The sequence below is a fragment of the Marinobacter fonticola genome (genome assembly GCF_008122265.1).
In the GTDB taxonomy this organism is placed as follows: Bacteria; Pseudomonadota; Gammaproteobacteria; order Pseudomonadales; family Oleiphilaceae; genus Marinobacter_A; species Marinobacter_A fonticola.
The window spans coordinates 4,306,849-4,330,753 of sequence record NZ_CP043042.1 but is presented as its reverse complement, the minus strand read 5'-3'; the positions used below and the strand labels follow the sequence as shown (position 1 = coordinate 4,330,753).

Genomic DNA, 23,905 nt, shown 5'->3' with positions numbered 1-23,905 from the left:
AATTGAAATTCGGTGTTATCCCGAACACTCTGAATGGATGATGAGAGAGTAAGGACTGGAACCTTTTGCCCGATTCGCCGGACAAACCTTTGTCCGGCGACTACTCGGCCGCCGGAGAACCCCGGTCGCCGGAGACACGTGGGTTAATGCGAGGCTCCTGATTACGCCCTTTTATAGTTCGATACCGATAAGGAAAGGAGGCGTCACATGTCGAAAGACGGTATCAGTAACGACAGTCTGAATACCCTTGCTAGCCTGGACGTGGCCGGCAAAACCTTCCACTACTATAGCCTGCCGGAGGCGGGTAGCACGCTGGGCGAACTCTCCCGGCTACCGTTCTCCCTCAAGGTATTGCTCGAGAATCTCCTGCGCAACGAAGACGGCGAAACGGTCACCGAGGACCACCTCAAAGCCATGGCCCAGTGGCTCGAAGACCGTAAATCCGATACCGAAATCCAATATCGGCCGGCCCGCGTTCTGATGCAGGATTTTACTGGCGTACCGGCGGTGGTGGATCTCGCGGCCATGCGTGACGCCATGAGCGCGGCGGGCAAAGATCCGGCGCGTATCAACCCGCTTTCCGCCGTGGACCTGGTGATCGACCACTCGGTGATGGTGGACCACTTTGCCGATCCGACCGCCTTCAAAGACAACGTCGCCATCGAAATGGATCGCAACGAGGAGCGTTACGAGTTCCTGCGTTGGGGGCAACAGGCGTTCGACAACTTCCGCGTGGTACCGCCCGGTACCGGTATTTGTCATCAGGTCAATCTGGAATACCTGGGGCAAACCGTATGGACTAAGGAGCAGGGCGGCAAGACGTTCGCCTACCCGGATACGCTGGTGGGCACCGATTCCCATACCACCATGATCAACGGCCTGGGCATCCTCGGTTGGGGTGTCGGCGGTATCGAGGCGGAAGCCGCGATGCTGGGTCAGCCAGTATCCATGCTGATCCCGGAAGTCGTCGGCTTCAAGATCACCGGCAAACTGCGTGAAGGCATTACGGCCACCGACCTGGTACTGACCGTCACCCAGATGTTGCGCGAGCGCGGCGTGGTCGGCAAATTCGTGGAATTCTACGGCGATGGCCTGAAAGACATGCCCATCGCTGACCGAGCGACGATTGCCAACATGGCACCGGAATACGGCGCAACATGTGGCTTCTTCCCGGTGGATGAGCAAACCCTCAACTATCTGCGTCTGACCGGCCGCGAAGAGAAGCAGATCGAGCTGGTCGAAGCCTATGCCAAGGCCCAGGGCCTGTGGCGCGAGCCTGGCCACGAGCCGGTCTACACCGACACCCTCGCGTTGGATATGGACGACGTCGAAGCCAGCCTCGCCGGGCCAAAGCGGCCCCAGGACCGGGTCGCCCTGAAGAATATGAAGTCCTCGTTCGAATTGCTGATGCAGACTTCGGACAAAGACCCTGAACCGGCGACCGAACACGGCAAGCTGCTCTCCGAAGGCGGCCAGTCGGCAGTGGGCGTCGAGAAAAGCTACGAACACGCGGCCAGTCAGGACGCCGAATACAAGGGACAAAAATTCCGTCTCGACCCCGGCGCCGTGGTGATTGCCGCGATCACGTCCTGTACCAACACCTCCAATCCCAGCGTAATGATGGCCGCCGGCCTGGTGGCGCGTAAGGCGCTGGAAAAAGGTCTGATGACCAAGCCCTGGGTTAAAACCTCCCTGGCGCCAGGCTCCAAGGTGGTGACCGAATACTTCAAGGCCGGCGGTTTCCAGGAAGACCTGGACAAGCTGGGCTTCAACCTGGTGGGCTATGGCTGCACCACCTGTATCGGTAATTCAGGCCCGTTGCCGGAGCCCATCGAGGCGGCTGTGGAAAAAGGCGATCTGACCGTGGCCTCGGTCCTGTCCGGCAACCGCAACTTTGAGGGCCGGGTCCATCCGTTGGTGAAAACCAATTGGCTCGCCTCGCCGCCGCTGGTGGTCGCTTATGCGCTGGCGGGCAATGTGCGCGTTGACCTGACACAGGATTCGCTGGGCCAGGATCAGGACGGCAACCCGGTGTATCTCAAAGATATCTGGCCGAGCCAGGCGGAGATCGCCGAAGCGGTGGAAAGAGTCAAAACCGATATGTTCCGCACGGAGTACGCCGCCGTGTTTGACGGCGACGACCAGTGGAAGGCGCTGAAGGTGCCGGAGAGCAATGTGTACGAGTGGTCCGATAAGTCCACCTACATCCAGCATCCACCCTTCTTCGACGGGATAAGCACTGAGCCCGAGCCGGTTGAAGACGTCAAAGACGCCCGCATCCTGGCCCTGTTGGGCGATTCGGTCACCACCGACCACATTTCGCCAGCCGGTTCGATCAAGGCGGACAGCCCCGCCGGACGCTACTTGCAGGAGCATGGCGTCGAGCCCAAAGACTTCAACTCCTACGGTTCCCGCCGGGGTAATCACGAAGTCATGATGCGCGGCACCTTTGCCAACGTGCGCATCAAGAACGAAATGCTCGACGGCGTCGAGGGCGGCTATACCCGTCACGTGCCTTCCGGGGAACAAATGGCGATCTACGATGCGGCCATGAAATACCAGGAAGACGACACGCAGCTGGTGGTGATCGCCGGGAAGGAATACGGTACCGGGTCAAGCCGTGACTGGGCGGCCAAGGGCACCCGGTTGCTCGGCGTGCAAGCCGTGGTGGCCGAATCCTTCGAGCGTATCCACCGCTCCAACCTGATCGGCATGGGCGTGATGCCCCTTCAGTTCCCGGAAGGTACGGACCGCAAGGCGCTCAAGCTGACCGGTGAAGAAACCATCAGCCTGACCGGTATGGCGGGCGAGCCCAAGCCGGGGCAGAAAGTCACCATGACGGTGGCCTATCCTGACGGTAAGGAAGAAACGGTCGATCTGGTGTCCCGTATCGACACCGTCAATGAGGCCAAGTACTTCATCAATGGCGGCATCCTGCACTATGTGCTGAGGGAGATGATCAAGGCCGCCTGATCGGTAAGGCTGTACCAGCGCCCCACCCTGCCCATTGCGCAGGGTGGGGCGTTTTTTTATGGGGCCGGGCAACGGACGCGGGGTTCCCTGTCGGTGCTTAAACCATGGATAATGGTTCAGTTCTCTTGCGGCGTCAGTGCCTTTATAGTGAGCCGGTGGTTTCCGCAGCCGGTTTGTTGTGGGCAAATCCAGCGACTAGCAAAGGAGATCGTCATTGAGTGCTTCCGATGTCCAAGGTCAACTCGATACCTTTCAACTCGATACCTTAAGGGATCAGTTTGCGAATCGCGTCACGAGTGAACTGGACGAGCTGGTTCAGTTGCTCGGGCGACCGATGGCCAGTGATGGCGGCCAGCGCGCGCGGTCTGCCCTGCAGATTCTCCAGAGCATGGGTAGCGGCGCCAGAACCTTTGGTTACTTCACTCTGGGATGCAAGGTCCGTTCCCTGGAGCTGGCGCTTCAGGCGGTGGTGGATGCCAACGACGCCAACGGCTGGGACACCTCTTCGGCGGCGCTCGGCGATACATTTCTGGAACACATCCAGGGGTTGGCCGACTTACTGGAGCCGGAGCTGCCGGCTAGAGTCGCGGATATCGCCGTAAGCACCCACCCCTCTGATGATGTCAACGAGCAGCCGTCCGTCCCCATGATCGAACCTTCCCGGGTTGTTCTGCTGGAGCCTGACGACGACGCGGCGAGGTTGTTGGCGGACCACTTGCAACAACGGGGCTATCTGGTGCACCGGCTTGCCGATACCGCCGGGCTGGACGATATCGCCGCACAGGTGGGTTCGAGTGTGCCGGCTACTCTGGTTGCCGATGCCAGCTTCGGCCATCGGTTGGCGGAATTGCCCGTCGTGCAGTCCGGTGCATTCCTACCGGCGATCTATCTCTCAAGCATGGATAGCTTCGAGCTGCGCTACCTGCTGGCTCAAACCGGCGCGGCTGGCTTCTTCCCCCGGCCCGTCGACATACCGCTTTTGGTGGGGCGCATTGAACGCCAGATGGCCGGGGCGCGAGAAACCCGCCGTGGCCGTGTACTGGTGATGGCCGGCGATGCGGAGGCGGGCGTGCGTTATCGGCGCGCGCTCCAATCGGCTGACCTGGAGGTGGCTACCCTCAGCAACCCGAGGGATTGCCTGCCGCGCCTAGCAGAATTCCGCCCGGATATTGTCCTGACGGAGAGCCGGGTCGGTGCTTATTCCAGCACTGTATTGGCGCGCATGATTCGCCTGCAGCCGGAGTGGCTGGAGTTGCCCGTAATCCATCTCACGCCGGAAGATGCCGACGAGCCGGCACTGGCGTCCATAACGGATCTGGACGACCTGATCGTCACGCCGATTGCCGATCGGCAACTGGCGACCGGCGTCCGGGCGCGCTGTAAGCGGGCGCGCCAACTGTCCCTCGCGAAGTCCAGAGATGGATTGACGGGGCTGCTGAATGCCAGGGCCATCAGGCGGGAGCTGGCCAACGAGTATGCGCGAGCGCGCCGCAACGGACATGACGCCGTGCTGGCCATGATCGATCTGGATGAATTTCAGGCCGTCAACGATATTCACGGCCATGTCCTGGGTGACACCGTGATGCGCGCGTTGGCCGAGCTACTGGCCCGGCGGTTACGAAGCACCGATATTGTCGGCCGCTACGATAGCGACGCGTTTGTCGCGGTACTGCCCGATTGCTCCGGACCGGACGCTTGGGGCCTGCTGGATGCTGTAGGCCAGCAATTGTCGGAACATGAATTCGAGTCCGATACCGGTACTTTCCGTGTGTCGCTTCGCGTGAGTATGGCGCAGTTGGGCACATTCCCCTCCGCCGAAGCTGCTTTGGCCGCGGCGGACAAGGCACTCGATAGCCACCAGGGCGTCGACAGCCCGCAGGGCGGTAATCGGAGCGTCGGCGGCCAGAATGCGGGCAACGATGAACTTTTCTTCAGTGAGGCCCAGCTGTTTTGATCCGATGACGTTGTTGGCCTCGTAACGATTGTTGGCTTCGTAACACGGTTATTGGTCTCGTAGCGATTGTTGGCCCTGTAACATCGTGCCGCTGCTAAACGCGCCGCGTATGACGCGGTAGGGTGGCCTCGTTCCTTGTCCGGCCGTGCAATTCATGCCACGCTATTTGCCCCCGGGGACCGCATGCTTTATCCGGCCGCTGGGCCTGTCCGCACGCGATTTGGCTGGAATAAACCGGTATTCCCCACACGAAAAGGAGAGCGAAATGAAAGACTTTATGGGTCGTTGGCTGGCAGGGGTTGCCCTGGCCATGATGGCAACGCTGGCGCAGGCCGATGCGCCACTGACCGACGAGCGGTTGGATAAACTTTTGGGCGCTATGGATGAGCTGCAGCCGGTGATGGAACAGGTGGGTCAGCGTCTGGCGACCCTGCCGCCCGAAGAACAGCCGCCGCGTTTGGACCCCCGTGCCGAGGACTTCGATCCGGAAGCGATGGCCGAAGGTATGGCCGAGGCGCTGGAAGAAGTGAATGCCTACGCCGACGTTAATCGTGTGGCCGAGAATAACGGTTTTGACGATGTGGAAGAACTGCTGGAAGTTCAGGCCCGGGTCATGATGGGCTTCATGGCCGCCACTCAGGAAGCCATGATGAACAACCCCAACGTTCCCGAACAGGCTCGCCAGAAGATGAACCAGCAATTCGGCAATATTGCGGAGAAAGTGTCTGAGAACGACCGCGAAGTGCTCAAGCGCAATCAGCAAAAAATCATGGAATTCATGCAAGCCCAGCAACAGCGTCAGGCGCCGGGTACCAACTGATTGAACGAGCGGAGCATCCATGTCTGCAGCCATGCCCCCGAAAGACACTCGCGACAAGCTGAACCTGGAAACGGCACAGGTGCCCTGGCGGGATCTACAGACGTATTTTGCCCGTGGGCAGGTGGTCTTCGTCAGCGAAAGCCTGGATCTACTGGAGGTCGGCGAGGCCTTGGCTGCGGATGACAAGGTCCGGTTTCAGCAGTGGATGAGCGAGGGCGCGGTTGGCGACGTTCCGGTTGAGCGGGCGCAATCCTGGTACGACTCGGACGCCCGACTCTGGGCCGTCGTCATCGCACCCTGGGTACTCGTGCAGGATCGCAATACGCGCAATTAACGAGACAGCACATGTGTCGGCCCAGCTTCGGGCCGACGCAACCTGGGAAGGTGCAACCGTCAGAGTGAAGGTGTAACGTCCAAGGTGTAGACGCTAGGTGTAACTGACATGAAGCTGCATTACTTCAGTGGTCGAACTCCTCTCCGCGCGCTTGTGTTGAAGCGCGAGGACCGGCGTATTGAGCTTCATGTTAAGCCGGTGGGTGAGGACGCCTGGGCGCTGGTGGCGCTCAGCGGCCCCGAAGATGGCCAGCCCGAGCGTCACAAGTGCCAGGGGCCGTATAATAGCGCCGCTCAGGCCGAGGCCGCGTTGCGTGGTGTCGCCGGTTCCCTGCTGGCGCAAAGCTACGAACCGGCACCCGACGAGCATGTGGTGTGGACGGTGAGCGCACAGCGCCATGCCCGCACGATTCGCCGCGGCCGAGATGCCAACACCGGCGTTTACGTCTTCGATCCTGACCAGCACGAGCCGCTCTGGTAATATCCCGCCTTTCTTAATTATCGTCTTCCCTCTGGAAAAGGACTTCCCTATGTTTGCCAGCGCTTTGCTGATCCTGGTGCCGCTTTTTGTCGGCTTCGCGATTCATCTGGAGAATCGACGAGCGCTCACCTGGGTCAACCATGGCGTAGAAGGATTGGTCTACCTGATCCTTGGGCTTCTGGGCATTAGCCTGGGCCAACTTGACGGCCTCGCCGAGCAGCTCAGCCGCATGACCGGACAGGTACTGATCCTGGTCGGAGCGCTGCTGGTGGCTAATCTCGCCGGTCTTTGGTTATGGCATCGCTGGCAGCCCATGACACTCGAAGCCGCCGACCAGCCGGAAGGCAGCCTCAGCTATCGTCGGCTGTTCCTGGGTGCTGTGCGTCCGCTGGGGTCGGTAATGGTGGGGATGCTGCTGGGCTATGCGCTTCTGCCAAAACTGACCTGGGTTGAGGATTTGGCCAGTGCCGCATTGATGCTGTTGCTGTTTCTGATCGGCCTGCAGTTGCGTAACGCCGGTCTTTCCCTGCGCCGGTTGCTGATGAATCGTCAGGGGCTGGGCATTGCGCTCACACTGGGAGCGACGTCGCTGTTGGCGGGTCTGGCCATTGCGCCGTTCTACGATCTGCCGCTGATGGACGTTATGGCGCTGGTGTCAGGGTTCGGCTGGTACTCGCTGTCCGGCATTGTGGTGGGTGATGCCCTGGGCCCAGCCTGGGGTGGTGTGGCTTTCCTCAACGATGTGTTGCGGGAAATCATCGCGCTGGTGATTATCCCATTGCTCATCGCCCAGCGCCCCGCCGTGGCGATTGGCTATGGCGGGGCTACCGCGATGGATTTCACCTTGCCGATTATTCGCCGTAGCGGCGGTCTTGCCTGCGTGCCGGTGGCGATTGCCTCCGGATTTATCCTTTCGTTTATCTCACCGGTGCTGATGGGGCTTTTCTTGGCTGGGTGAGCCCGACCTCCGAACACGGCCCCTTTGTATCCCTCGTTTTTATTTGACGACTAATAGAATTTTCCCCTGGCCTTGTCCTAAGGCAATACGTTGTTTCTTAAAGTATTTGATTGAATGCAGGCTTTGCAAGCCAGATCTCCCGTCCACATGTGCTTTTCACCTCTGGTTTGATCTTTAGCCCTCAAATCATTAAGCTCTCGTCATTGAATGGTCGTTCAATGAATTGAAAGGGTGTTCAAAATTCTATTCTCGAGGGTGGTATGGCAAGGCTGGATGTAGAATCAATCCGGCGTCAGCAACTGATTGACGCCACGCTGAAGGTCATTGAGACCAACGGTTTCCAAGGCGCGACCATCGGCAAGATCGCTGAGGCGTCCGGGATGTCCGTAGGCATTGTGAGCCACTATTTCGGTGGCAAACAGGGGTTGTTGGAAGCGGCGATGCGACACCTGCTGGCCAGTCTGTGCGGTGACGTTCTGCGCAGTATGGAGGCGCGCCCCGACACGCCGCGAGAGCGGTTGATGGCGATTGTCGACGCTAACTTTTCCAGTGTGCAGACCGATCCCCAATCGGCGAAGACCTGGCTGGCGTTCTGGACTCAGGCTATGCACAGCCCTGAGCTGATGCGCCTGCAGCGGGTCAATGAGCGCCGCCTGCTATCCAACCTGCAGTACTACCTCAAAGCCTTGTTACCCGCTGACCGGGTCAAGGGCATAGCCCAAACCATTGCCGCCCTGATCGACGGCTTCTGGCTTCGCGCCGCCATGAGTGAAGGCCGCATCGAACCGGATGAGGCCATCGCATTGTGTAAGACCTATATCGATCAGGCGATTCAGGCGAATAACGGAGTGCGATCATGAGTCTTCCTGTTTACCCATCGTTTGTCGATGGCCACTACCTATCCAATCAGAGCGGTGAAACCTTTGATGTCGTCAACCCGGCCACCGGCGCGGTGATCTACCAGGTGGAGCAGGCCGACGAGACGGTCATGGCCGCGGCAGTGGACAGCGCTGAACGCGGTTTTCGCGAGTGGGCCGCGCTGACCGGTCTTGAGCGCGGCCGTATTCTTAACGAAGCGGCACTACTGCTGCGCGAGCGTAACGACGAGCTGGCGGAAATCGAAGTACTGGATACAGGCAAGCCCTGGCAGGAAGCCAGCGTCGTGGATGTGATCACCGGTGCGGATGCGGTGGAGTATTTCGCCGGCCAGGCATCCAGCATCGAAGGTATCAGCCAGCCGGTAGGCCCCGATTTTTTCTACACCCGCCGCGAGCCGTTGGGTGTCTGTGCGGGTATCGGCGCCTGGAACTACCCCCTGCAGATCGCTTGCTGGAAGTCGGCGCCGGCGCTGGCTTGTGGTAACAGCATGATCTACAAGCCGTCCGAGGAGACGCCGCTGGGCGCCCTCAAGCTGGCGGAGATTTTTATAGAGGCTGGCGTTCCGGCCGGTGTCTTCAATGTGGTACAGGGCGATTACCGCGTCGGTCAGATGCTGACGGGCCATCCACGTATCGCCAAAGTGACGTTTACCGGCGAGGCCGAGACTGGCCGCACAGTTATGGGCGATGCGGCGAAGACCCTCAAGTCCGTCACCATGGAGCTGGGCGGCAAGTCGCCGATGGTGATTTTCGACGATGCGGATCTCGATCAGGCGGTCTCCGGCGCCATGATGGGCAACTTCTACACCCAGGGTGAAGTCTGCACCAACGGCACCCGGGTGTTTGTCCAGCGCGCTGTCTACGACCAGTTCCTCGAAAAACTGGCCAACCGCACCGAGAACAACATCGTTGCCGGTGACCCCATGAATCCCGAGACCAACCTGGGTGCCCTGATCAGCGCCGACCACCGTGACAAAGTGATGCAGTTCATCGAAACCGGCGAGAGCGAGGGTGCGCGTCTGGTTACCGGCGGCGTAGGTTTGCGCCCGGCGGGCGTTGAGAACGGCTACTTCGTCGCGCCCACGGTGTTTGCCGACTGCCGGGACGATATGACCATCGTCCGTGAGGAAATTTTCGGCCCGGTCATGGCGGTGCTGCCGTTTGACGACGAGGATGAAGTGGTCCGGCGCGCTAACGATACCGAATACGGCCTGGCCGCAGGCGTGTTTACCCGGGACTTGATGAAGGCGCATCGGGTCATCCATCGGCTCGAGGCCGGTATCTGCTGGATCAACAGCTGGGGCGCGTCGCCGGCGGAAATGCCGGTGGGCGGCTACAAGCTATCGGGCCTGGGCCGGGAAAACGGCCGTGAGGCCATCGAACATTACACCCAGACCAAATCGGTTTACGTGGGGATGGTGCCTCTTGAAGCGCCGTTTTGATTAAAGGGCAAGCGCCGTTCTGTTTGATAGGCGTCCAGACGCACCCGCGAAGCGCTGCACCATACTGCAAACAGCAGGGGAGACAGTCTTGAAGTTTGATCGTGAGTTTGACTATGTGGTGGTAGGCACCGGCTCGGCCGGTTGCGTGCTGGCAAACCGGCTGACCGAGGACGGTCAGGACCAGGTCTTGGTACTGGAAGCAGGCCGCAAGGACGACACCTGGAAAATCCATATGCCGGCGGCCCTGATGTACAACCTCATGGATGAAAAATACAACTGGTACTACCACACCGAACCGCAGGCGTTCATGGATAACCGTCGCCTCTATTGGCCCCGGGGTAAAGTCTGGGGCGGCGGTTCCGCGCTCAACGCCATGGTCTATATCCGGGGCCACGCCTACGACTACGACCGCTGGCACGAAGAGGGCGCCACCGGCTGGCGCTATCAGGACGTGCTACCGTACTTCCGTAAGTCGGAGTCCCGCGAGAAGGGCGCCGACGATTACCGGGGCGGCAGCGGCCCGCTCAATGTCCATACCGGCGACGAGCCCAACCCGCTGTTCGATGCCTTTATCGACGCTGGCAAGGAGGCTGGGTATCCCTTCACGGAGGATATGAACGGCTACCAGCAGGAAGGCGTGGGCTTGATGGACATGACCATCAAGCAGGGTAAACGCTGGAGCGCGGCTCAGGCCTATTTGCGCCCGGTGCTGGAGCGGCCCAACCTGACCGCTGAAACCGGCGCGATGACCCAGCGCATACTGTTCGATGGCGACAACGCCGTGGGCGTTGAATACGTGCAGGATGGCAAAACGATTCGCGTGGCTGCACGCAAAGAGGTCATTGTCAGCAGCGGCGCGATCAATTCGCCCCAGTTGCTGATGCTCTCCGGTATCGGCCCCGCGGCAGACCTGGAGAAGCTGGGTATCGAGGTGAAGGCGGATCGCCCCGGGGTGGGCCAGAACTTGCAGGATCACCTGGAGCTCTACGTCCAGCATGAGTGCAAGCAGCCGATCACGCTCTACAAGTACACGACCCAGCCGGGCAAGACCATCGCCGGGGTGAAGTGGTTCCTGAATCATGACTGGGGCGCCTGCCGGACGACGCACCTGGAGGCCGGCGGATTTATCCGCTCCGAAGCGGGGGTGCGCCACCCGGACATTCAGTTCCACTTCCTGCCGTCCCAGGTGCTGGACCACGGCCGGAAGGATGCCGAATGTCACGGTTTTCAAGTTCACGTGGGCCCCATGCGCCCCACCAGTCGTGGCCACTTGAAACTGAAATCGGACAAGCCAGGCGATCATCCGATCATCGACCCCAACCTGCTCAGCACCGAGCGGGACCGCTGGGAAATGCGCGAGAGCGTCAAGCTGACCCGCGAGATTTTCGCCCAGAAGGCGTTTGACCCGTATCGGGGCAAGGAACTGCGGCCGGGCGCGAACATGACCTCCGACGCCGATATCGATGCCTTCGTCCGGCAGTATTCGGACAGCGCCTACCACCCCTCCTGCACCTGCAAGATGGGCCGTGCCGACGATCCCATGGCCGTGGTGGACGAGCAGGCGCGGGTCTACGGCGTGCAAAACCTACGGGTGGTGGATGCGTCGATCATGCCCAGTGTGGTGAGTGGCAACCTCAACGGGCCGACGATCATGCTGGCAGAGAAATGCGCGGATCATATCCGCGGCCGGGATCCGCTGCATCCCACGCCGGTGGCTGTCTGGGAACATCCGGACTGGCGCAGCAAGCAGCGATAAGCGCCGAGACCGGCGTTCGTAACGATAACGAAGTTTTGCACTAATGCTTTTTACGACGGGTTATTTCACAAAAGAAACGGGGAGCGTCTGACAGATACTCGATGTGGCCTGCAGGTCGATGTGCTTGCGGACCCAGGCCGGGTGTTTCTCACAGGCTCCTCCAGCTGGAGAAAGGAGATAACGATGAAGAAGTTCTTTTTGGCTCTCAATGGTCTGATGTTAAGCGGCGCGGCGATGGCCGCCCCGAATCAGGAATGCGAAACCGTGCGTTTTGCCGATGTGGGCTGGACCGACATTACCGCCACCACCGCGCTGACCTCCGAAGTACTGGAAGGCATGGGCTACCAGCCGGAAGCCAAAGTCCTGTCCGTGCCGGTCACTTACCGCTCGCTCGAGAACGACGATATCGACGTGTTCCTGGGCAACTGGATGCCCACCATGGAAGCGGACATTCGTCCGTATCTGAAAAGCGGTGAAGTTGAGGATGTTCGCACCAACCTCACCGGCGCTAAGTATACCCTGGCGGTGCCCAAGTATGTCTACGACGCCGGTGTGACCAGCTTTGAAGATATCGCCGAGAATGCGGACAAGTTCGACAACCGCATCTATGGCATCGAGCCGGGTAACGACGGCAACCGTCTGATTCAGGACATGATCGAAAAGGGCGCCTTCGGCCTGAACGACTTCCGCGTGGTCGAGTCCAGTGAAGCCGGCATGCTGTCTCAGGTGGGTCGCGCCGTACGCCGCGACGACTGGATTGTGTTCCTGGCCTGGGAGCCGCACCCGATGAACGCCAACCACGAGCTGGAATACCTCTCCGGCGGTGACGATTTCTTCGGTCCGAACTATGGCGGTGCATCTGTTCACACCAACGTGCGCGAGGGCTACTTGAACGAGTGCCAGAATGTCGGCCAGCTACTGAAGAACCTGGAATTCTCCCTGCAGATGGAAAATGAAGTGATGGGCGCCATCCTTAACGACGGCGAAGAGCCCCGCGATGCCGCCCACGCGTGGCTGGCGAACAACCCGTCCGTACTCGACAAGTGGCTCGAAGGCGTGACCACCCTCGACGGTAAGCCTGCGCTGCCGGCGGTCAAGGCGAGCCTGAAGTAAGCCTTCGTTTCTGTGCGCCGGGCTCTGTTGGAGCCGGCGCCGGAATCCTTCCTGAATTTGAAAAGACACGACACCATGAGCTGGATAACCGAGCATCAATTGCCATTCGGCGACTTCATGGAAGAGGTTGTCAATTTTCTCGTCGATAACGGTAGCGGATTCTTCGATGCCGTGTCGGAAAACCTCGGCGGTCTAATCCATGGACTGACCGACGGCCTGCTTTGGGTGCCGCCGGGTGTGATGGTGGCCCTGTTTACCGTGGCGGCGCACCTACGTCATCGCCGCTGGGGCCTGACCGCTTTTACCCTGATCAGCTTTCTGCTGATCTGGAACCTGGGCTATTGGGAAGACACCATGGCGACCCTATCGCTGGTGCTCTACGCCACGATTCTTTGTGTCGTCATCGGGATACCGCTGGGTATTTACGCGGCGCATCACCAATGGCTGTACAAGGCGATCCAGCCGATTCTGGACCTGATGCAGACCATTCCGCCCTTCGTCTATCTGATTCCCACGCTGACGCTGTTCGGACTGGGCGTGGTGCCGGGCGTGATTTCCACCATTATCTTTGCCATCGCCGCGCCGGTGCGCCTGACGTACTTGGGGATTTCCCAGGTGCCGACCGAGTTGGTGGAAGCAGGCAAGGCCTTTGGCTGCACCGACCGCCAACTGCTGTTCAAGATTGAGCTTCCCGCCGCCATGAGTTCTATTGGCGCAGGGATTACCCAGTGCATCATGCTGTCGCTGTCGATGGTCGTGATCGCCGCACTGGTCGGCGCCGATGGTCTGGGCGTGCCGGTCGTGCGGGCGCTGAACACCGTGGATATCGGCAAGGGTTTTGAAGCTGGTCTGGCCATCGTCCTGCTGGCAATCTGGATGGACCGTTTCTTCCGTCAGAAAAATCCCGGGGAGGCTTCCGCATGATTGAGCTGAAAAACGTGAATGTGGTTTTCGGCAAGCAACCCCAGCGGGCCTTGCCAATGATCGAACAGGGCCTCGACCGCGAGGCCATCCGTGAACAGACCGGTTTGGTGGTGGGGGTGCAGGGCGCGAACCTATCCATCAAGAAGGGTGAAATCTGTGTGCTCATGGGCCTGTCCGGCTCGGGCAAGTCCAGCCTGCTGCGCTGTATCAACGGCTTGAACAAAGTCACCAGCGGTTCGATCCGCATCCAGCACGACAACCAGTCGGTGGACTTTACCCAGGCCAGCGACAAGGTGCAGCGGGATATCCGCACCCGTCGCGTCTCCATGGTGTTCCAGAGCTTTGCGCTGATGCCTTGGCTGACGGTGGAGGAAAATGTCGGCTTTGGTCTGGAGCTGCAGAGCCTGAGCAAGGCCGAAAGGCAAAAAAAGGTCCAGCGTCAGTTAGAGCTGGTGGGCCTGCAGGATTGGGCCAAGTGCCGACCCGACGAACTGTCCGGCGGCATGCGCCAACGGGTGGGCCTGGCCCGCGCCCTGGCGACCGAATCGGAAATTTTGCTGATGGACGAGCCGTTCTCGGCCCTGGACCCGCTGATCCGCCACCAGTTACAGGACGAGCTGCTGACGCTTCAGGAAGATTTGCAGAAGACCATCGTCTTCGTCAGCCACGACCTGGACGAGGCGCTCAAGCTGGGCTCCCACATCGCTATCATGAAGGACGGCCAGATCGTCCAGCACGGCAAGCCCGAGTCCATCGTGCTCAAGCCGGAGAACGACTACGTTAAAAGCTTCGTGGCCAGCACCAACCCGCTCAACGTGTTGGCGGTCCGGTCGCTGATGTTGCCGATCGGCGACGTAGCGGTAGATGACGAAGGCAACCGCTGCCTCAACAAACGCTACGACACCTGGCTGCACACACCGGAGAGCGCCGAGAGGGCTGTCGTCACCAGCCAGGGCCAAACCTACCAGACCCAGAGCTGGAGCGAAGGACAGGCCATCGAAAGCCTGGCCCAGAAGCCCACCTGCATCGCCCCGTCCACGCCGCTGCGCGAAGCGGTGGAGATCCGCTACTTCACCGGTCACAGCCTGCTGGTGGAGGAAAATGGAGCCATCACCGGCGCAATTGGCGACCGGGAGCTGTATCACGCGATGCTGGGCAAGCATCTGGACGATAGTTGATTGTTCGCTTTCTAAGAAGCGAATAACGTCGAGGTCAGAAGAAGTGAATGGATGCCATCGCTGTAGGAGGGGCAGGGACGCCCCGGTCGTCATGGCTAGTGTGCTGTCTGGTGAATGCGTTGTCCTACTGAGGCCCTGAGAATCTGGATAGTAAGGCGCGGCGGTGAAGATGTGGTGGTTCCACATCGAGTCGCCGCAACGCCGCTAGCCAGATTCTCAGGGCCTCCCTTCGGGCGAGCATCTGAGGACTTTGGATCTGCGTTGCTGCTTCTTGACATGGAACCACCATGCCTGCGGTCCCAGCGCCTTGCCCAAAGTCCTCAGATGCTCGCAGTAGGTCAACGCATTCACCAGACAGCACACTGGGGAGGGCCATCCAGGACAGCGGAAGCGATGGCATCCATTCACTTCCGGCACGGCGTAGCAGACCTATGTTGAATTTGACCGTCCAGAACAACGTTGGGCACTACGCCAGAAATCGCCTGACATCGATCTTATAGGTGGCCGGGTCAACGGCCCGTACAATCCGGTCCTGAGCACTGGGCTTGGCCAGATCCAGGGTTTCCACCTTGATCGGCATACGGAAACGGGTGTGATACATGATGCGCACCACCGGCAGGCGTTGGTCGTCCTCGTTGCCCTCGATCACCACACCCAGGCGGCCACTTTCCATAAGGACCAGCGAGCCGACCGGATAAATGCCGATACAGCGGATGAACTGGCGCACCAGTTCCGGGTCCAGATGGTCGCCGCTCCATTCCAGCAGCTTTTTCAGCCCTTGTGTGGGCGTCATGGCGCTATGGTAGACCCGGTTGGAGGTAATCGCGTCATAGACGTCTGCAATCGCGACCATCCGGCCATAAACAGAAATTTTGTCGCCCTTGAGGCCTTCGGGGTAGCCGCTACCATCCATGCGCTCGTGGTGCTGGCCCGCGGTAAGCAGCGTCAGCTCGCCGATGCCTTCCGTGCCCGCTAGGATCTTGTAGGAATCGAGCGCGTGTCGCTTCATCACCTCGAACTCCTCCGGCGTGAGGCGTCCCGGCTTGTGCAGGATATCGTCCGGCGTGAGGATTTTGCCGATATCGTGCAGCAGCGCACCTACCACGGTTTGTAGGAGGACTTCAGGCGAGTGCTTCATGGCCTTGCCGAAGATCGACATCAGTACGCTCAGGTTGACCGAGTGCTCCAGCAGATAGTTGTCTTTCTCGCGGATACGGCCCAGGCAGGCCATGGCATTGGGATTGCGGAACACCGAACCTTGGAGATTTTCCGCCAGCTCGTGTACCGGCGACAAATCGATGGCCTGGCCTAGCTTAACGTTCTGCATCAGACTGCCGACCAGGCTCTGAGTCTCGTTATGGATGCGCTTGGCAATGATGATCTCTTCGTCACGCCCGGTATATGGCGTCAGTTGGGGCTTGAGGCCGCCGGCTTGCTGCAGCAGCGTTTCATTGGAGCGGTCAACGTCCTGAAGCGGAACGCCTTCACTGGAATCCAGACCCCTGGCGGTATCAATGTAGACATGCCGCACGCCCAGCCGCGCTATTTTTTCAATAATGTCCTCGCGCTGGACGACCCCGCGACGTTTGTCGTTACTGTGGGGAATCCAATCGTTGTTCATGTCGGTAATGTACATGCCGACTTTGAGGGCTGAGAGAGGGATGCGCTTTATCATGAACGTTCGATGTACTCCCGCGATTGGAGAGATTCGGCGAAGACTGACATGACCCTGTCGTTTAAAACTATACGTCGTTATAGCGAGTCTAGACGATGGCGCACTCTGACGGTTTGCAAAAAGTAGTGAAATCGGTAGCTGCACGCCCTATCGCCGCCATAGTTTTCGATTTAATTCGGCGGCCGCTGGGCGCTCGGGATCACCCGTGAGGAAAGAACGTGCGTAAGCTGTTCCGGTAGGTCGTGGTGAGCACCTCGTCCAGCGGCAATGCCTTGACGTCCGCCACCTTTTCCGCAACGAACGGAATATAGAACGGCGCGTTTTCGCGACCGCGGTAGGGCACCGGGGTGAGGAAAGGCGAATCGGTTTCCAGCAGTAGCTGGTCGATCGGCGTCATGCGAATGATGTCCCGTACGTTCTCTGCCTTGTTGAACGTCGATATACCGTTGAAACCCAGGCACCACCCTTGGTCCAGTGCATACCGCGCCAGTCCCGGGCCGGACGTGAAGCTGTGAATGACCCCCCGGCGCTTCAGGGTGCTTTCGAATTCTTTGAGAATGTCGATCGTATCCTCGTCGGCTTCGCGGCTGTGGATCACGACCGGCCGATCCGTATCGCAGGCGATCTGGAGCTGGCGGCGGAAAACGGCCCGTTGGACGTCGCGGTCGGCGTTGTCGTAGAAATAGTCCAGACCGATCTCGCCGACAGCGACCATTTTGTCACCGCCCACGTGAGCGCGGATCTCCGCTTCAGCGGCGTCGGTGTAGCTCTCCGCATCGTGAGGATGCACACCTTGAGTGCCGTAGACAAAATCGGCCTGGTTCGTGAGTTCGCGCACGGTTGCTAGGTTGTCCGGCGATACGGCAATCGTAACGATGCGCTCGATGTTAACGCGCTGGGCCTCGGCGAGCGTCTCTGCCAGCGGCCTGTCCTTGAGGTAGTCCAGGTGGCAGTGGGTCTCGATAATCGGCTGCTCGAAAACCGGAATTTCGCGTCGCTTCTTGCTCATGATTCGTAGGCTGTCTTGCGTCAAAAATGAGTTAATGGGCAGTCTAGCATTGCTGGGTGTCCTGACCCCAACCGTAAAGCACGGCTAGTGGGAGGGGCACGATCACCACTCCGTTCAACCAACACCGAATAGCGACTCCCATGGATAGCCCTATTCATGGGGACAAAGCGCATGACGAAAACGCATGATCCGGCTGCCGTCCACCGGATCGTTCAGGATATCCGCCGCGACGCCGAACGTATGCCGTAACCGTTCTGTCGTCAGTACCTCAGCCGGCGTACCCAGCGCCACCAGACGGCCCCTTTCCATTACGCCCAGCCGGTCGCAGTCCATGGCTTGATTGAGGTCGTGCAGGGCGATCACCACGGTCATGGGTAAACGCCTGACCAGCGTCAAGATAGAGAGTTGATGATGGATGTCGAGATGATTGGTGGGCTCGTCGAGTAGCAGGATCTTGGGCTGCTGAGCCAGCGCCCGGGCAATGTGGACCCGCTGGCGCTCCCCGCCGGACAGGGTGTGCCAGAGCCGGTCGGCGAAGTGAAGCATGTCCACATCGTCCAGAGCCCGGGAAACGATCGCCGTGTCCCGCTCGGACCAGGGTCTCATAGCCGAGAGGAACGGCGTACGCCCCAATTCCACGGCTTGACGCACGGTTAGACGGTCGGTGGTTTCCGCCTGCTGTTCGACGAGGGCAATGGACTGGGCGATTTCGCGCTGGCGCATGCCGGTGAGCGGCCGGCCGTTCAGGCATGCGCGGCCTTTTGCGGGTTTGCGTAGTCCGGCAAGCAGACGCAGCAGCGTACTTTTACCCGAACCGTTGGGTCCGATCAGGCCGAAGGTCTCGCCCGGCTCGATCTCGAGACTGACATTATCCAGCAGCCGTTGGCCCTGGACGGCCCAGTGCAGGCGTTCTCCGGTAAGCTTCATCGTGTCCCCGCGCCGCGGACCAGGATCATCGCGAAGGCCGGGGCGCCGATCAGCGACGTAATCACGCCGATGGGCAGCACCTGGCCCGGTACGAGGATGCGCGAAAGCACATCCGAGCCGATCAGGAACACGGCGCCCGCCAGCGCCGAGGTGGGCACCAGCCGGGCGTGGCGGCTGCCGACAATAAACCGCATGGCGTGGGGGATGACCAGTCCGACAAAGCCGATGGCGCCCACCATCGACACCATCACTGCGGTGACCAGGGCGGTGGTCGCGATCAGGATGCCCCGCACCGGACGCACGGCGATGCCCATGGATGCGGCGCTGTCTGCGCCAAAGGTGAACCCATCCAGGGCCCGCATGTGCCAGAGGCAGACCAGCAGGCCAGCCAGGGCGACGGGCACGGCAAGAAAAACATCGTCCCAGCGCACCCCCGAAAGATTGCCGAGCAGCCAGAACATGATTCCGCGCGCCTGTTCGGCATTGGCGGATTTGGCGATGATAAACGCGGTAAGGGCATTGAACAGCTGCGAGCCTGCGATACCGGCGAGGATAATCGCTCCGGCGGCCTGTAGGCCGCGGCCGCCGGCGCCGCCGGTCGCGGCGTGGGCCAGCAGGACAACCAGGCCGAAGGCCAGGACGGCGCCAGCGAAGGCGCCGGCAGAGAGCGTAAACGCCCCCGCGCCGATGCCCGCCACGGTCACCGCAACCGCGCCGGTGGACGCGCCAGCGGAAATACCCATCAGGAAGGGATCGGCCAGGGGGTTGCGCAGCAGTGCCTGAAGCACAACGCCGGCAAGCGCCAGCCCGGCACCGCAGGCCGCCGCCACGATGGCGCGGCTGAACCGGTAGCTCCAGACGATACCCTCGTCGATACGGTCCACGGCGTAGCCCGCATCCCAGAGCCGGTTGGCGAGCACTTTGAGTACGGTTTCGATGGGAATCCGCGTCTCGCCAATGGCGGTACCGGCGATCAGCGCGCTAACCAGCACCAACGGCGGCAACCAGACCCACCGCAGCCGGGAGCGCACCACCGTCTGTAGCGCCACGGTCGAATTCATCGGTCGAAGGACATGCTTGCCAGCGCCTCGGAGAGTGCCTCAAGGCCAAAGATCGTGCGTAAAGTGGCACTCATGGCATGGGCGTCCATTTGTACGATGCGTCCTTCGCGGACAGCCGTCATCTGGCGGGTCACCGGGTCGTCGCGCAGGAACGCCAGTTTCTTTTCCACATCGTCGGCCGGGAACCGGCGCCGGTCCATCCGGGCGATGACGATCACGTCCGGGTCGGCCTTGGCGATGGACTCCCAGCCCACCGTGGGCCATTCCTCGTCGGACTCGATCACGTTGCGGATGCCGAGCTTGTCCATCATATAGCCCGGCGCGCCCAGACGCCCGGCGACGTAGGGATCGATCTCCAGATCGGCGGAGGAGAACCAGAAGACCGCGGAAAGATCGCCTGGCAGCTCGAGGTTTTCGGCACGTTCGGCAGCGTCGGCTTCCCGCGTCTTGAGGTCGGCGACGAGTGCGGCGCCTGCGTCCTGCACATCGTAGATGGCCGCCAGCTCGTTGATGCCCTTGTAAATCGAATCCGGGGAGAAAGCTGCCACACGGGTCCCGTCGCCGCCGGTGGAGTTGTCCTTGGTATCGCAGTCCGCGGGCATGATGTAGGTCGAAATACCCAGTTCATGGAACTGCTCGCGGGTCGCGACGCTTCCAGTTGATCCGACGTGCCATTCGTACTGCACGGTCACCAGGTCCGGCTTCCGGTTTACCACGGATTCAAAACTGGGGTCGTTGTCGGCGATCCGGTCGATGCCCGCATTGAGTGCCTCGAATTCAGGGAGCACCGGATTGAACCAGACCGAGGTACCCGAAACGGTGTTGCCCACGCCCAGAGAGTAAAGGATCTCTGTGGCGGCCTGGCCGATGGTGACGGTGTTTTCGGGGGCGGCCTCGAAGCTGACAGCGGCGCCGCAGTTGGTCAGAGTAACGGGGTACTCGGTGGCATCGGCCAGGGTCTGGGGTCCTGGCAGCGCGCATAGCGCGAGCAGGGCGGGGCGAAGGAAGCGCATAGTGGAACTCCGGATCAATCAAGGTTGAACGGGGGTCCAATAGTCCGGAAGCGCTGGTCGGCAAAGCGGCGGTCCAGGGGGCGCGCCGAATGATGAAACGAGTCTCATCCTTCCTTCCCCCGGGACACCCCGCCCGGCGTTATGAAACGTCTTGTCGGCAGGTCTCCTGACTGACGGGTCGTTGCTCGCCCAGCCTTCCCGGGATGGTATCCCAGTGGCATGGAAGGACGTGGCTCACCGTCTACAGTTGCGGGGGCAGTTTCGGTTCGCAGCAGGGCTGCGGCGAATTCCCTGTTAGGGAGCCTCTGAATAACTCCTGGACCGCCTCTGCGTGCTCTGAAGGCTGTAGCTGCAAGGCGGGGCTCGCCGGTAATGGCCGTAGTCCTTGCCAAGAGCCGCAACGCGGCAGATGCAGTCTTCAGAGCGCGCCCTTCGGGGCTTTTAGAGCCATCCACACTCCGCGTTGCGACTTTTTGAAAGGCAACCAGCCTTCCTGCAAAGTCGCGCCTTGATTGTGGATGGCTCTAAAAGCCAGAGGCGATCCAGGAGTTATTCAGAGGCTCCTTAGTTCCCGAAGGAAACCGACGATGGGAGAATATACGCCTCGTCAGTGAGGGACAAGTATGGCCGGGGCCAGCACGCCCAATCCACCGCATCGATTGGCTAGGTAACCTTTGGTGGTATACCTATTCCCGTTAGATGTCCGAGTCTGCACAATGGCGTCCAAGATGGGCCAAGAGCCTGTCGAAGGCGACGGATTGCTTTGCCGACCATTCCGTATCCGGAGTATCCAGCTTTCATGATTGGTTTGATCCAGAAGGTCCTTGTAGACCTGATTCGCCGGCACGGTGGCGACGACGCAGTGCAAGCGATCTGTCGGCGGGCTGATGTCCCGCCGGAGCGTGCGTTCCGCATAGATACGGATTACGCCGACACCGAATGCCTGCGCCTGATTGAGGCGACCGGCGAGTATTTCGGGCTCGACGAAAAGGCGCTCTACCGGCTCTACGCCGACCAGTTCATCAAGGAAACCAAGGCTCTGTTCCCGATGTTCTATCAGATGTCCCCCTCGGCACGGGAATTCCTCAAGCGCCAGCCCCGGGTCCATGACACGCTGGCGTCCAGCCTACGTAGCGCCCCAGGCCGGGACCGGGTCAGGGACAAGTTCAACGTGGAAGAAGTCGGTGATACGCTGAGGGTGACCTACCGTTCGCCAAACCGGCTATGCGGCCTTTACGAGGCCCTGTTCGAGCGCCTGCTCGACGAGTACGGTGAAACCGGGAGCATCGAGGTGACGTCATGCCAGAAACGCGGCGACCCGCTTTGTACGTTCTGCCTGCGCGTGGAGTCGTCCGGTGAGTGAATCGGAAAAGCGCCTACGGCGCGACATCAACCGCATCGCCGACCAGCTCTGCCAGGCGATCGACGGTCGGTTCGACTTCCAGGTCAGCGCGGAAACCGAAGACATGGACGTGCAGAAGTTGTCCGTATTGGCCAATTTCGTCCTGGAGTCCGTGCGCCGTAATATCGACGAACTCGAGCAGATCAAGACCGAGCTCGAAGAGCGGGTGGCTGATCGCACGCGCCGGCTCGACCTGATCATCAAAGGGTCCAACGATGGCGTCTGGGAATGGGATCCGGTTGCCGACTGCTTGCAGGTCTCCCAGCGATGGCGGGAAATGTGTGGGCGCCTGGACTCAAGTGACGCGCTGACTCTGGATGATTGGGTGGCGATGATTTATGCGCCGGATCGTGCGGCATTTCGCCAGCAGCTTGACGACCACATCGCTGGCCGGACCGATCGCTTCCGGGCCGAGTGCCGTCTATCCGACGGTGCGGGCGGCTACCGCTGGGTGGTGGCGCGAGGTATTTGTGAACGTCATCCCGAGTCCGGGAAAGCCCGTCTGGTGTCCGGTACCCAGGCCGATATCACCCGTCAGAAGTTCGTTAATCCGGTGACCGGATTTTTCAACGGACGTTATCTGGAGCTGGTGCTCGGTGAGCGATTGACGCATCAGCCGAACGAGCCCCTGGATCTTATCGTGGTGTCTCTGACAAACGTCGCGTTGGTCGGCGAGACACTAACGGCGAATGAGACCGCCGCGCTTTCGCGGGATCTACGCCGGCGAGTCCAGGACAATGTGCGCGAGGGCGAGTTGATAACCAGTCTTGCCGATACCACGTTGGCTATCCTGATCGACGACCACGATGCCGGGGCCATTCGTACCCGCGCCCGGCAGCTATTACGGGCATTCGACAGCGCGTTCAGCATCGAGGATCGCAGCATTTGGCTTTCGGCCGTGGTCGGCGCCATCCCGGTCAGAGAGAGCGGGCTGGCGTCGGCGGAATCGGTGCTGCAGGCGACCCGTATGCTGATGCGCAAGGCCCGTCAGCATGGCGGCGGAAGCTTTCTGATCTATCAGGAAGAAATGCGTGAAGAGAATCTGGAGCGCCTCGATACCGAGCAATTGTTGCGCAGTGCACTTCGTCATGGCTGGGTGGAATCGTTTCTCCAACCGTTGGTGAACCTGCAGCAGGGCCTGGTGACTGGCTTTGAAGCGCTTGCCCGGATCCGCCATCCGGATAGGGGATTAATCTCCCCGGCGCTTTTTATTCCTGTCGCCGAGGAGACGGGCCTGATCCGGGAGCTTAGCGAGCGTATTCTCGAGCTGACGATCCCCCTTTTCAACGATCCGGCTCTGATCGAGAATTACGGTGAGAGGTTCACCCTAAGTATCAATCTCTCACCGGTGCAACTGTACGACCCCAGGCTTGCCGATGATTTGCTGAGACGGCTCTCCGAGGCTGGCGTGTCGCCTGATCGCCTCAAGATCGAACTGACGGAAACCGCGGTCATGGCCGATTCCCGGGTCGCCATCAATCTGATGACGCAGTTGCGTGAGCGTGGCGTCGCCGTTGCCCTGGACGATTTCGGGGCGGGATACTCGTCGCTCGGCTACATTCGCAGTCTGCCGCTGGACCAACTCAAGATCGACCGTACGCTGGTATCCGGCGTCGATAGGGATGAAGAAAAACGGGTCATCCTGGAAATGATTATTACGCTGTGCGAACGGCTCGACCTGGTCGTGGTGGTGGAAGGCATCGAGAATGAGCTGGAGTTGAGCTGCCTGTTAGGCATGGGCGCCATGGTGGGGCAGGGTTTCCTGTTCAGCAGGCCGCTGCCGGTGGACGAGCTGGTACGCACGGTGCCGCAAAGAGGGTTGTTGCAAGCCGCTAACTTGCCATGAAGTAAGCAGAATGAAGCGCTGGCCAGAGCGCTCCCATCACGAGAAAATAGCGTACTCCATTCGCCCTAGTGCACTGTTTGGTTAATTCGCTGACTTACTGCGAGCTTCTGAAGGCTTTGGACAAGGCGCTGGTCTGCAGGCATGGTGGTTCCATGTCAAAGA

The 23,905-nt window shown here is 60.4% G+C and carries 19 protein-coding genes and 1 riboswitch; of the genes, 14 read left to right on the top strand and 5 right to left on the bottom strand.

Annotated features, from left to right (window positions below; genetic code table 11):
- Positions 1 to 207: 207 nt before the first annotated feature.
- From acnA to choV, 12 genes are all read left to right on the top strand, one after another.
- The gene (gene acnA, locus FXO11_RS19265) at positions 208 to 2,973 is read left to right on the top strand and encodes an aconitate hydratase AcnA (protein WP_148864561.1); all 2,766 of its coding nucleotides are present in this window, start codon (positions 208 to 210) and stop codon (positions 2,971 to 2,973) included.
- Between the two features lie 214 nt (positions 2,974 to 3,187).
- Complete coding sequence (locus FXO11_RS19260) at positions 3,188 to 4,927, top strand: diguanylate cyclase (protein ID WP_148864560.1); 1,740 nt, start codon at positions 3,188 to 3,190, stop codon at positions 4,925 to 4,927.
- Positions 4,928 to 5,192: 265 nt separating this feature from the next.
- Positions 5,193 to 5,747, top strand: coding sequence for a hypothetical protein (locus tag FXO11_RS19255; protein ID WP_148864559.1), 555 nt, complete (start codon positions 5,193 to 5,195; stop codon positions 5,745 to 5,747).
- 19 nt (positions 5,748 to 5,766) lie between these two features.
- A complete protein-coding gene (locus FXO11_RS19250; RefSeq protein ID WP_148864558.1) occupies positions 5,767 to 6,081 on the top strand; it encodes a DUF2288 domain-containing protein in 315 nt (104 codons plus the stop codon).
- 108 nt (positions 6,082 to 6,189) lie between these two features.
- Complete coding sequence (locus FXO11_RS19245; RefSeq protein ID WP_148864557.1) at positions 6,190 to 6,561, top strand: PA4575 family protein; 372 nt, start codon at positions 6,190 to 6,192, stop codon at positions 6,559 to 6,561.
- A gap of 49 nt (positions 6,562 to 6,610) precedes the next feature.
- Entirely contained in the window at positions 6,611 to 7,519 is a 909-nt protein-coding gene (locus tag FXO11_RS19240) for a lysine exporter LysO family protein (RefSeq protein ID WP_148864556.1), read from the top strand.
- A 260-nt stretch (positions 7,520 to 7,779) separates the two neighbouring features.
- Entirely contained in the window at positions 7,780 to 8,379 is a 600-nt protein-coding gene (gene betI, locus FXO11_RS19235) for a transcriptional regulator BetI (RefSeq protein ID WP_148864555.1), read from the top strand.
- Positions 8,376 to 9,839 carry a betaine-aldehyde dehydrogenase gene (gene betB / locus FXO11_RS19230; protein ID WP_148864554.1) on the top strand — a complete coding sequence of 488 codons (1,464 nt, stop codon included), beginning with the start codon at positions 8,376 to 8,378 and terminating at the stop codon, positions 9,837 to 9,839. The genes betI and betB overlap by 4 nt, the downstream gene beginning before the upstream one ends.
- A gap of 88 nt (positions 9,840 to 9,927) precedes the next feature.
- Entirely contained in the window at positions 9,928 to 11,595 is a 1,668-nt protein-coding gene (betA, locus tag FXO11_RS19225; protein WP_148864553.1) for a choline dehydrogenase, read from the top strand.
- A 183-nt stretch (positions 11,596 to 11,778) separates the two neighbouring features.
- On the top strand, positions 11,779 to 12,708 hold the full coding sequence (locus tag FXO11_RS19220; protein WP_148864552.1) for a choline ABC transporter substrate-binding protein: 930 nt from the start codon (positions 11,779 to 11,781) through the stop codon (positions 12,706 to 12,708).
- 75 nt (positions 12,709 to 12,783) lie between these two features.
- Positions 12,784 to 13,632 (top strand): choline ABC transporter permease subunit, encoded by an 849-nt coding sequence (gene choW / locus FXO11_RS19215; RefSeq protein WP_148864551.1) that lies wholly within the window; start codon positions 12,784 to 12,786, stop codon positions 13,630 to 13,632.
- Positions 13,629 to 14,810: a choline ABC transporter ATP-binding protein gene (gene choV, locus FXO11_RS19210; protein ID WP_148864550.1), complete on the top strand. Its 1,182-nt coding sequence runs from the start codon at positions 13,629 to 13,631 to the stop codon at positions 14,808 to 14,810. The genes choW and choV overlap by 4 nt, the downstream gene beginning before the upstream one ends.
- A gap of 466 nt (positions 14,811 to 15,276) precedes the next feature.
- On the opposite strand, the gene FXO11_RS19205 is transcribed toward choV, so the two are convergent.
- From FXO11_RS19205 to FXO11_RS19185, 5 genes are all read right to left on the bottom strand, one after another.
- Positions 15,277 to 16,485, bottom strand: a complete 1,209-nt coding sequence (locus FXO11_RS19205; RefSeq protein ID WP_148864549.1) for an HD-GYP domain-containing protein — start codon at positions 16,483 to 16,485, stop codon at positions 15,277 to 15,279.
- Between the two features lie 199 nt (positions 16,486 to 16,684).
- Entirely contained in the window at positions 16,685 to 17,494 is an 810-nt protein-coding gene (locus FXO11_RS19200; protein ID WP_148864548.1) for a TatD family hydrolase, read from the bottom strand.
- Between the two features lie 150 nt (positions 17,495 to 17,644).
- Entirely contained in the window at positions 17,645 to 18,421 is a 777-nt protein-coding gene (locus FXO11_RS19195; protein WP_148864547.1) for an ABC transporter ATP-binding protein, read from the bottom strand.
- Entirely contained in the window at positions 18,418 to 19,482 is a 1,065-nt protein-coding gene (locus FXO11_RS19190) for a FecCD family ABC transporter permease (protein ID WP_148864546.1), read from the bottom strand. Before FXO11_RS19190 ends, FXO11_RS19195 begins: the two co-directional genes overlap by 4 nt.
- A complete protein-coding gene (locus tag FXO11_RS19185; protein ID WP_148864986.1) occupies positions 19,479 to 20,495 on the bottom strand; it encodes an ABC transporter substrate-binding protein in 1,017 nt (338 codons plus the stop codon). The genes FXO11_RS19190 and FXO11_RS19185 overlap by 4 nt, the downstream gene beginning before the upstream one ends.
- A gap of 139 nt (positions 20,496 to 20,634) precedes the next feature.
- A riboswitch (cobalamin riboswitch) is annotated at positions 20,635 to 20,836 on the bottom strand.
- A gap of 458 nt (positions 20,837 to 21,294) precedes the next feature.
- Between FXO11_RS19185 and FXO11_RS19180 the strand changes: the two genes are divergently transcribed.
- Together FXO11_RS19180 and FXO11_RS19175 are read left to right on the top strand one after the other, a co-directional pair.
- A complete protein-coding gene (locus tag FXO11_RS19180; protein ID WP_148864545.1) occupies positions 21,295 to 21,858 on the top strand; it encodes a heme NO-binding domain-containing protein in 564 nt (187 codons plus the stop codon).
- On the top strand, positions 21,851 to 23,743 hold the full coding sequence (locus tag FXO11_RS19175) for a putative bifunctional diguanylate cyclase/phosphodiesterase (protein WP_148864544.1): 1,893 nt from the start codon (positions 21,851 to 21,853) through the stop codon (positions 23,741 to 23,743). The genes FXO11_RS19180 and FXO11_RS19175 overlap by 8 nt, the downstream gene beginning before the upstream one ends.
- The last annotated feature ends 162 nt before the right edge of the window (positions 23,744 to 23,905 follow it).

Excerpts from the sequence above, each read along its gene's own strand:
- acnA (WP_148864561.1), top strand. The coding sequence starts at position 208 with ATGTCGAAAGACGGTATCAGTAACGACAGTCTGAATACCCTTGCTAGC.
- FXO11_RS19255 (WP_148864559.1), top strand. The coding sequence starts at position 5,193 with ATGAAAGACTTTATGGGTCGTTGGCTGGCAGGGGTTGCCCTGGCCATG.
- FXO11_RS19250 (WP_148864558.1), top strand. The coding sequence starts at position 5,767 with ATGTCTGCAGCCATGCCCCCGAAAGACACTCGCGACAAGCTGAACCTG.
- FXO11_RS19245 (WP_148864557.1), top strand. The coding sequence starts at position 6,190 with ATGAAGCTGCATTACTTCAGTGGTCGAACTCCTCTCCGCGCGCTTGTG.
- FXO11_RS19240 (WP_148864556.1), top strand. The coding sequence starts at position 6,611 with ATGTTTGCCAGCGCTTTGCTGATCCTGGTGCCGCTTTTTGTCGGCTTC.
- betI (WP_148864555.1), top strand. The coding sequence starts at position 7,780 with ATGGCAAGGCTGGATGTAGAATCAATCCGGCGTCAGCAACTGATTGAC.
- betB (WP_148864554.1), top strand. The coding sequence starts at position 8,376 with ATGAGTCTTCCTGTTTACCCATCGTTTGTCGATGGCCACTACCTATCC.
- FXO11_RS19220 (WP_148864552.1), top strand. The coding sequence starts at position 11,779 with ATGAAGAAGTTCTTTTTGGCTCTCAATGGTCTGATGTTAAGCGGCGCG.
- choW (WP_148864551.1), top strand. The coding sequence starts at position 12,784 with ATGAGCTGGATAACCGAGCATCAATTGCCATTCGGCGACTTCATGGAA.
- choV (WP_148864550.1), top strand. The coding sequence starts at position 13,629 with ATGATTGAGCTGAAAAACGTGAATGTGGTTTTCGGCAAGCAACCCCAG.
- FXO11_RS19205 (WP_148864549.1), bottom strand. The coding sequence starts at position 16,485 with ATGATAAAGCGCATCCCTCTCTCAGCCCTCAAAGTCGGCATGTACATT.
- FXO11_RS19200 (WP_148864548.1), bottom strand. The coding sequence starts at position 17,494 with ATGAGCAAGAAGCGACGCGAAATTCCGGTTTTCGAGCAGCCGATTATC.
- FXO11_RS19195 (WP_148864547.1), bottom strand. The coding sequence starts at position 18,421 with ATGAAGCTTACCGGAGAACGCCTGCACTGGGCCGTCCAGGGCCAACGG.
- FXO11_RS19190 (WP_148864546.1), bottom strand. The coding sequence starts at position 19,482 with ATGAATTCGACCGTGGCGCTACAGACGGTGGTGCGCTCCCGGCTGCGG.
- FXO11_RS19185 (WP_148864986.1), bottom strand. The coding sequence starts at position 20,495 with ATGCGCTTCCTTCGCCCCGCCCTGCTCGCGCTATGCGCGCTGCCAGGA.
- FXO11_RS19180 (WP_148864545.1), top strand. The coding sequence starts at position 21,295 with ATGATTGGTTTGATCCAGAAGGTCCTTGTAGACCTGATTCGCCGGCAC.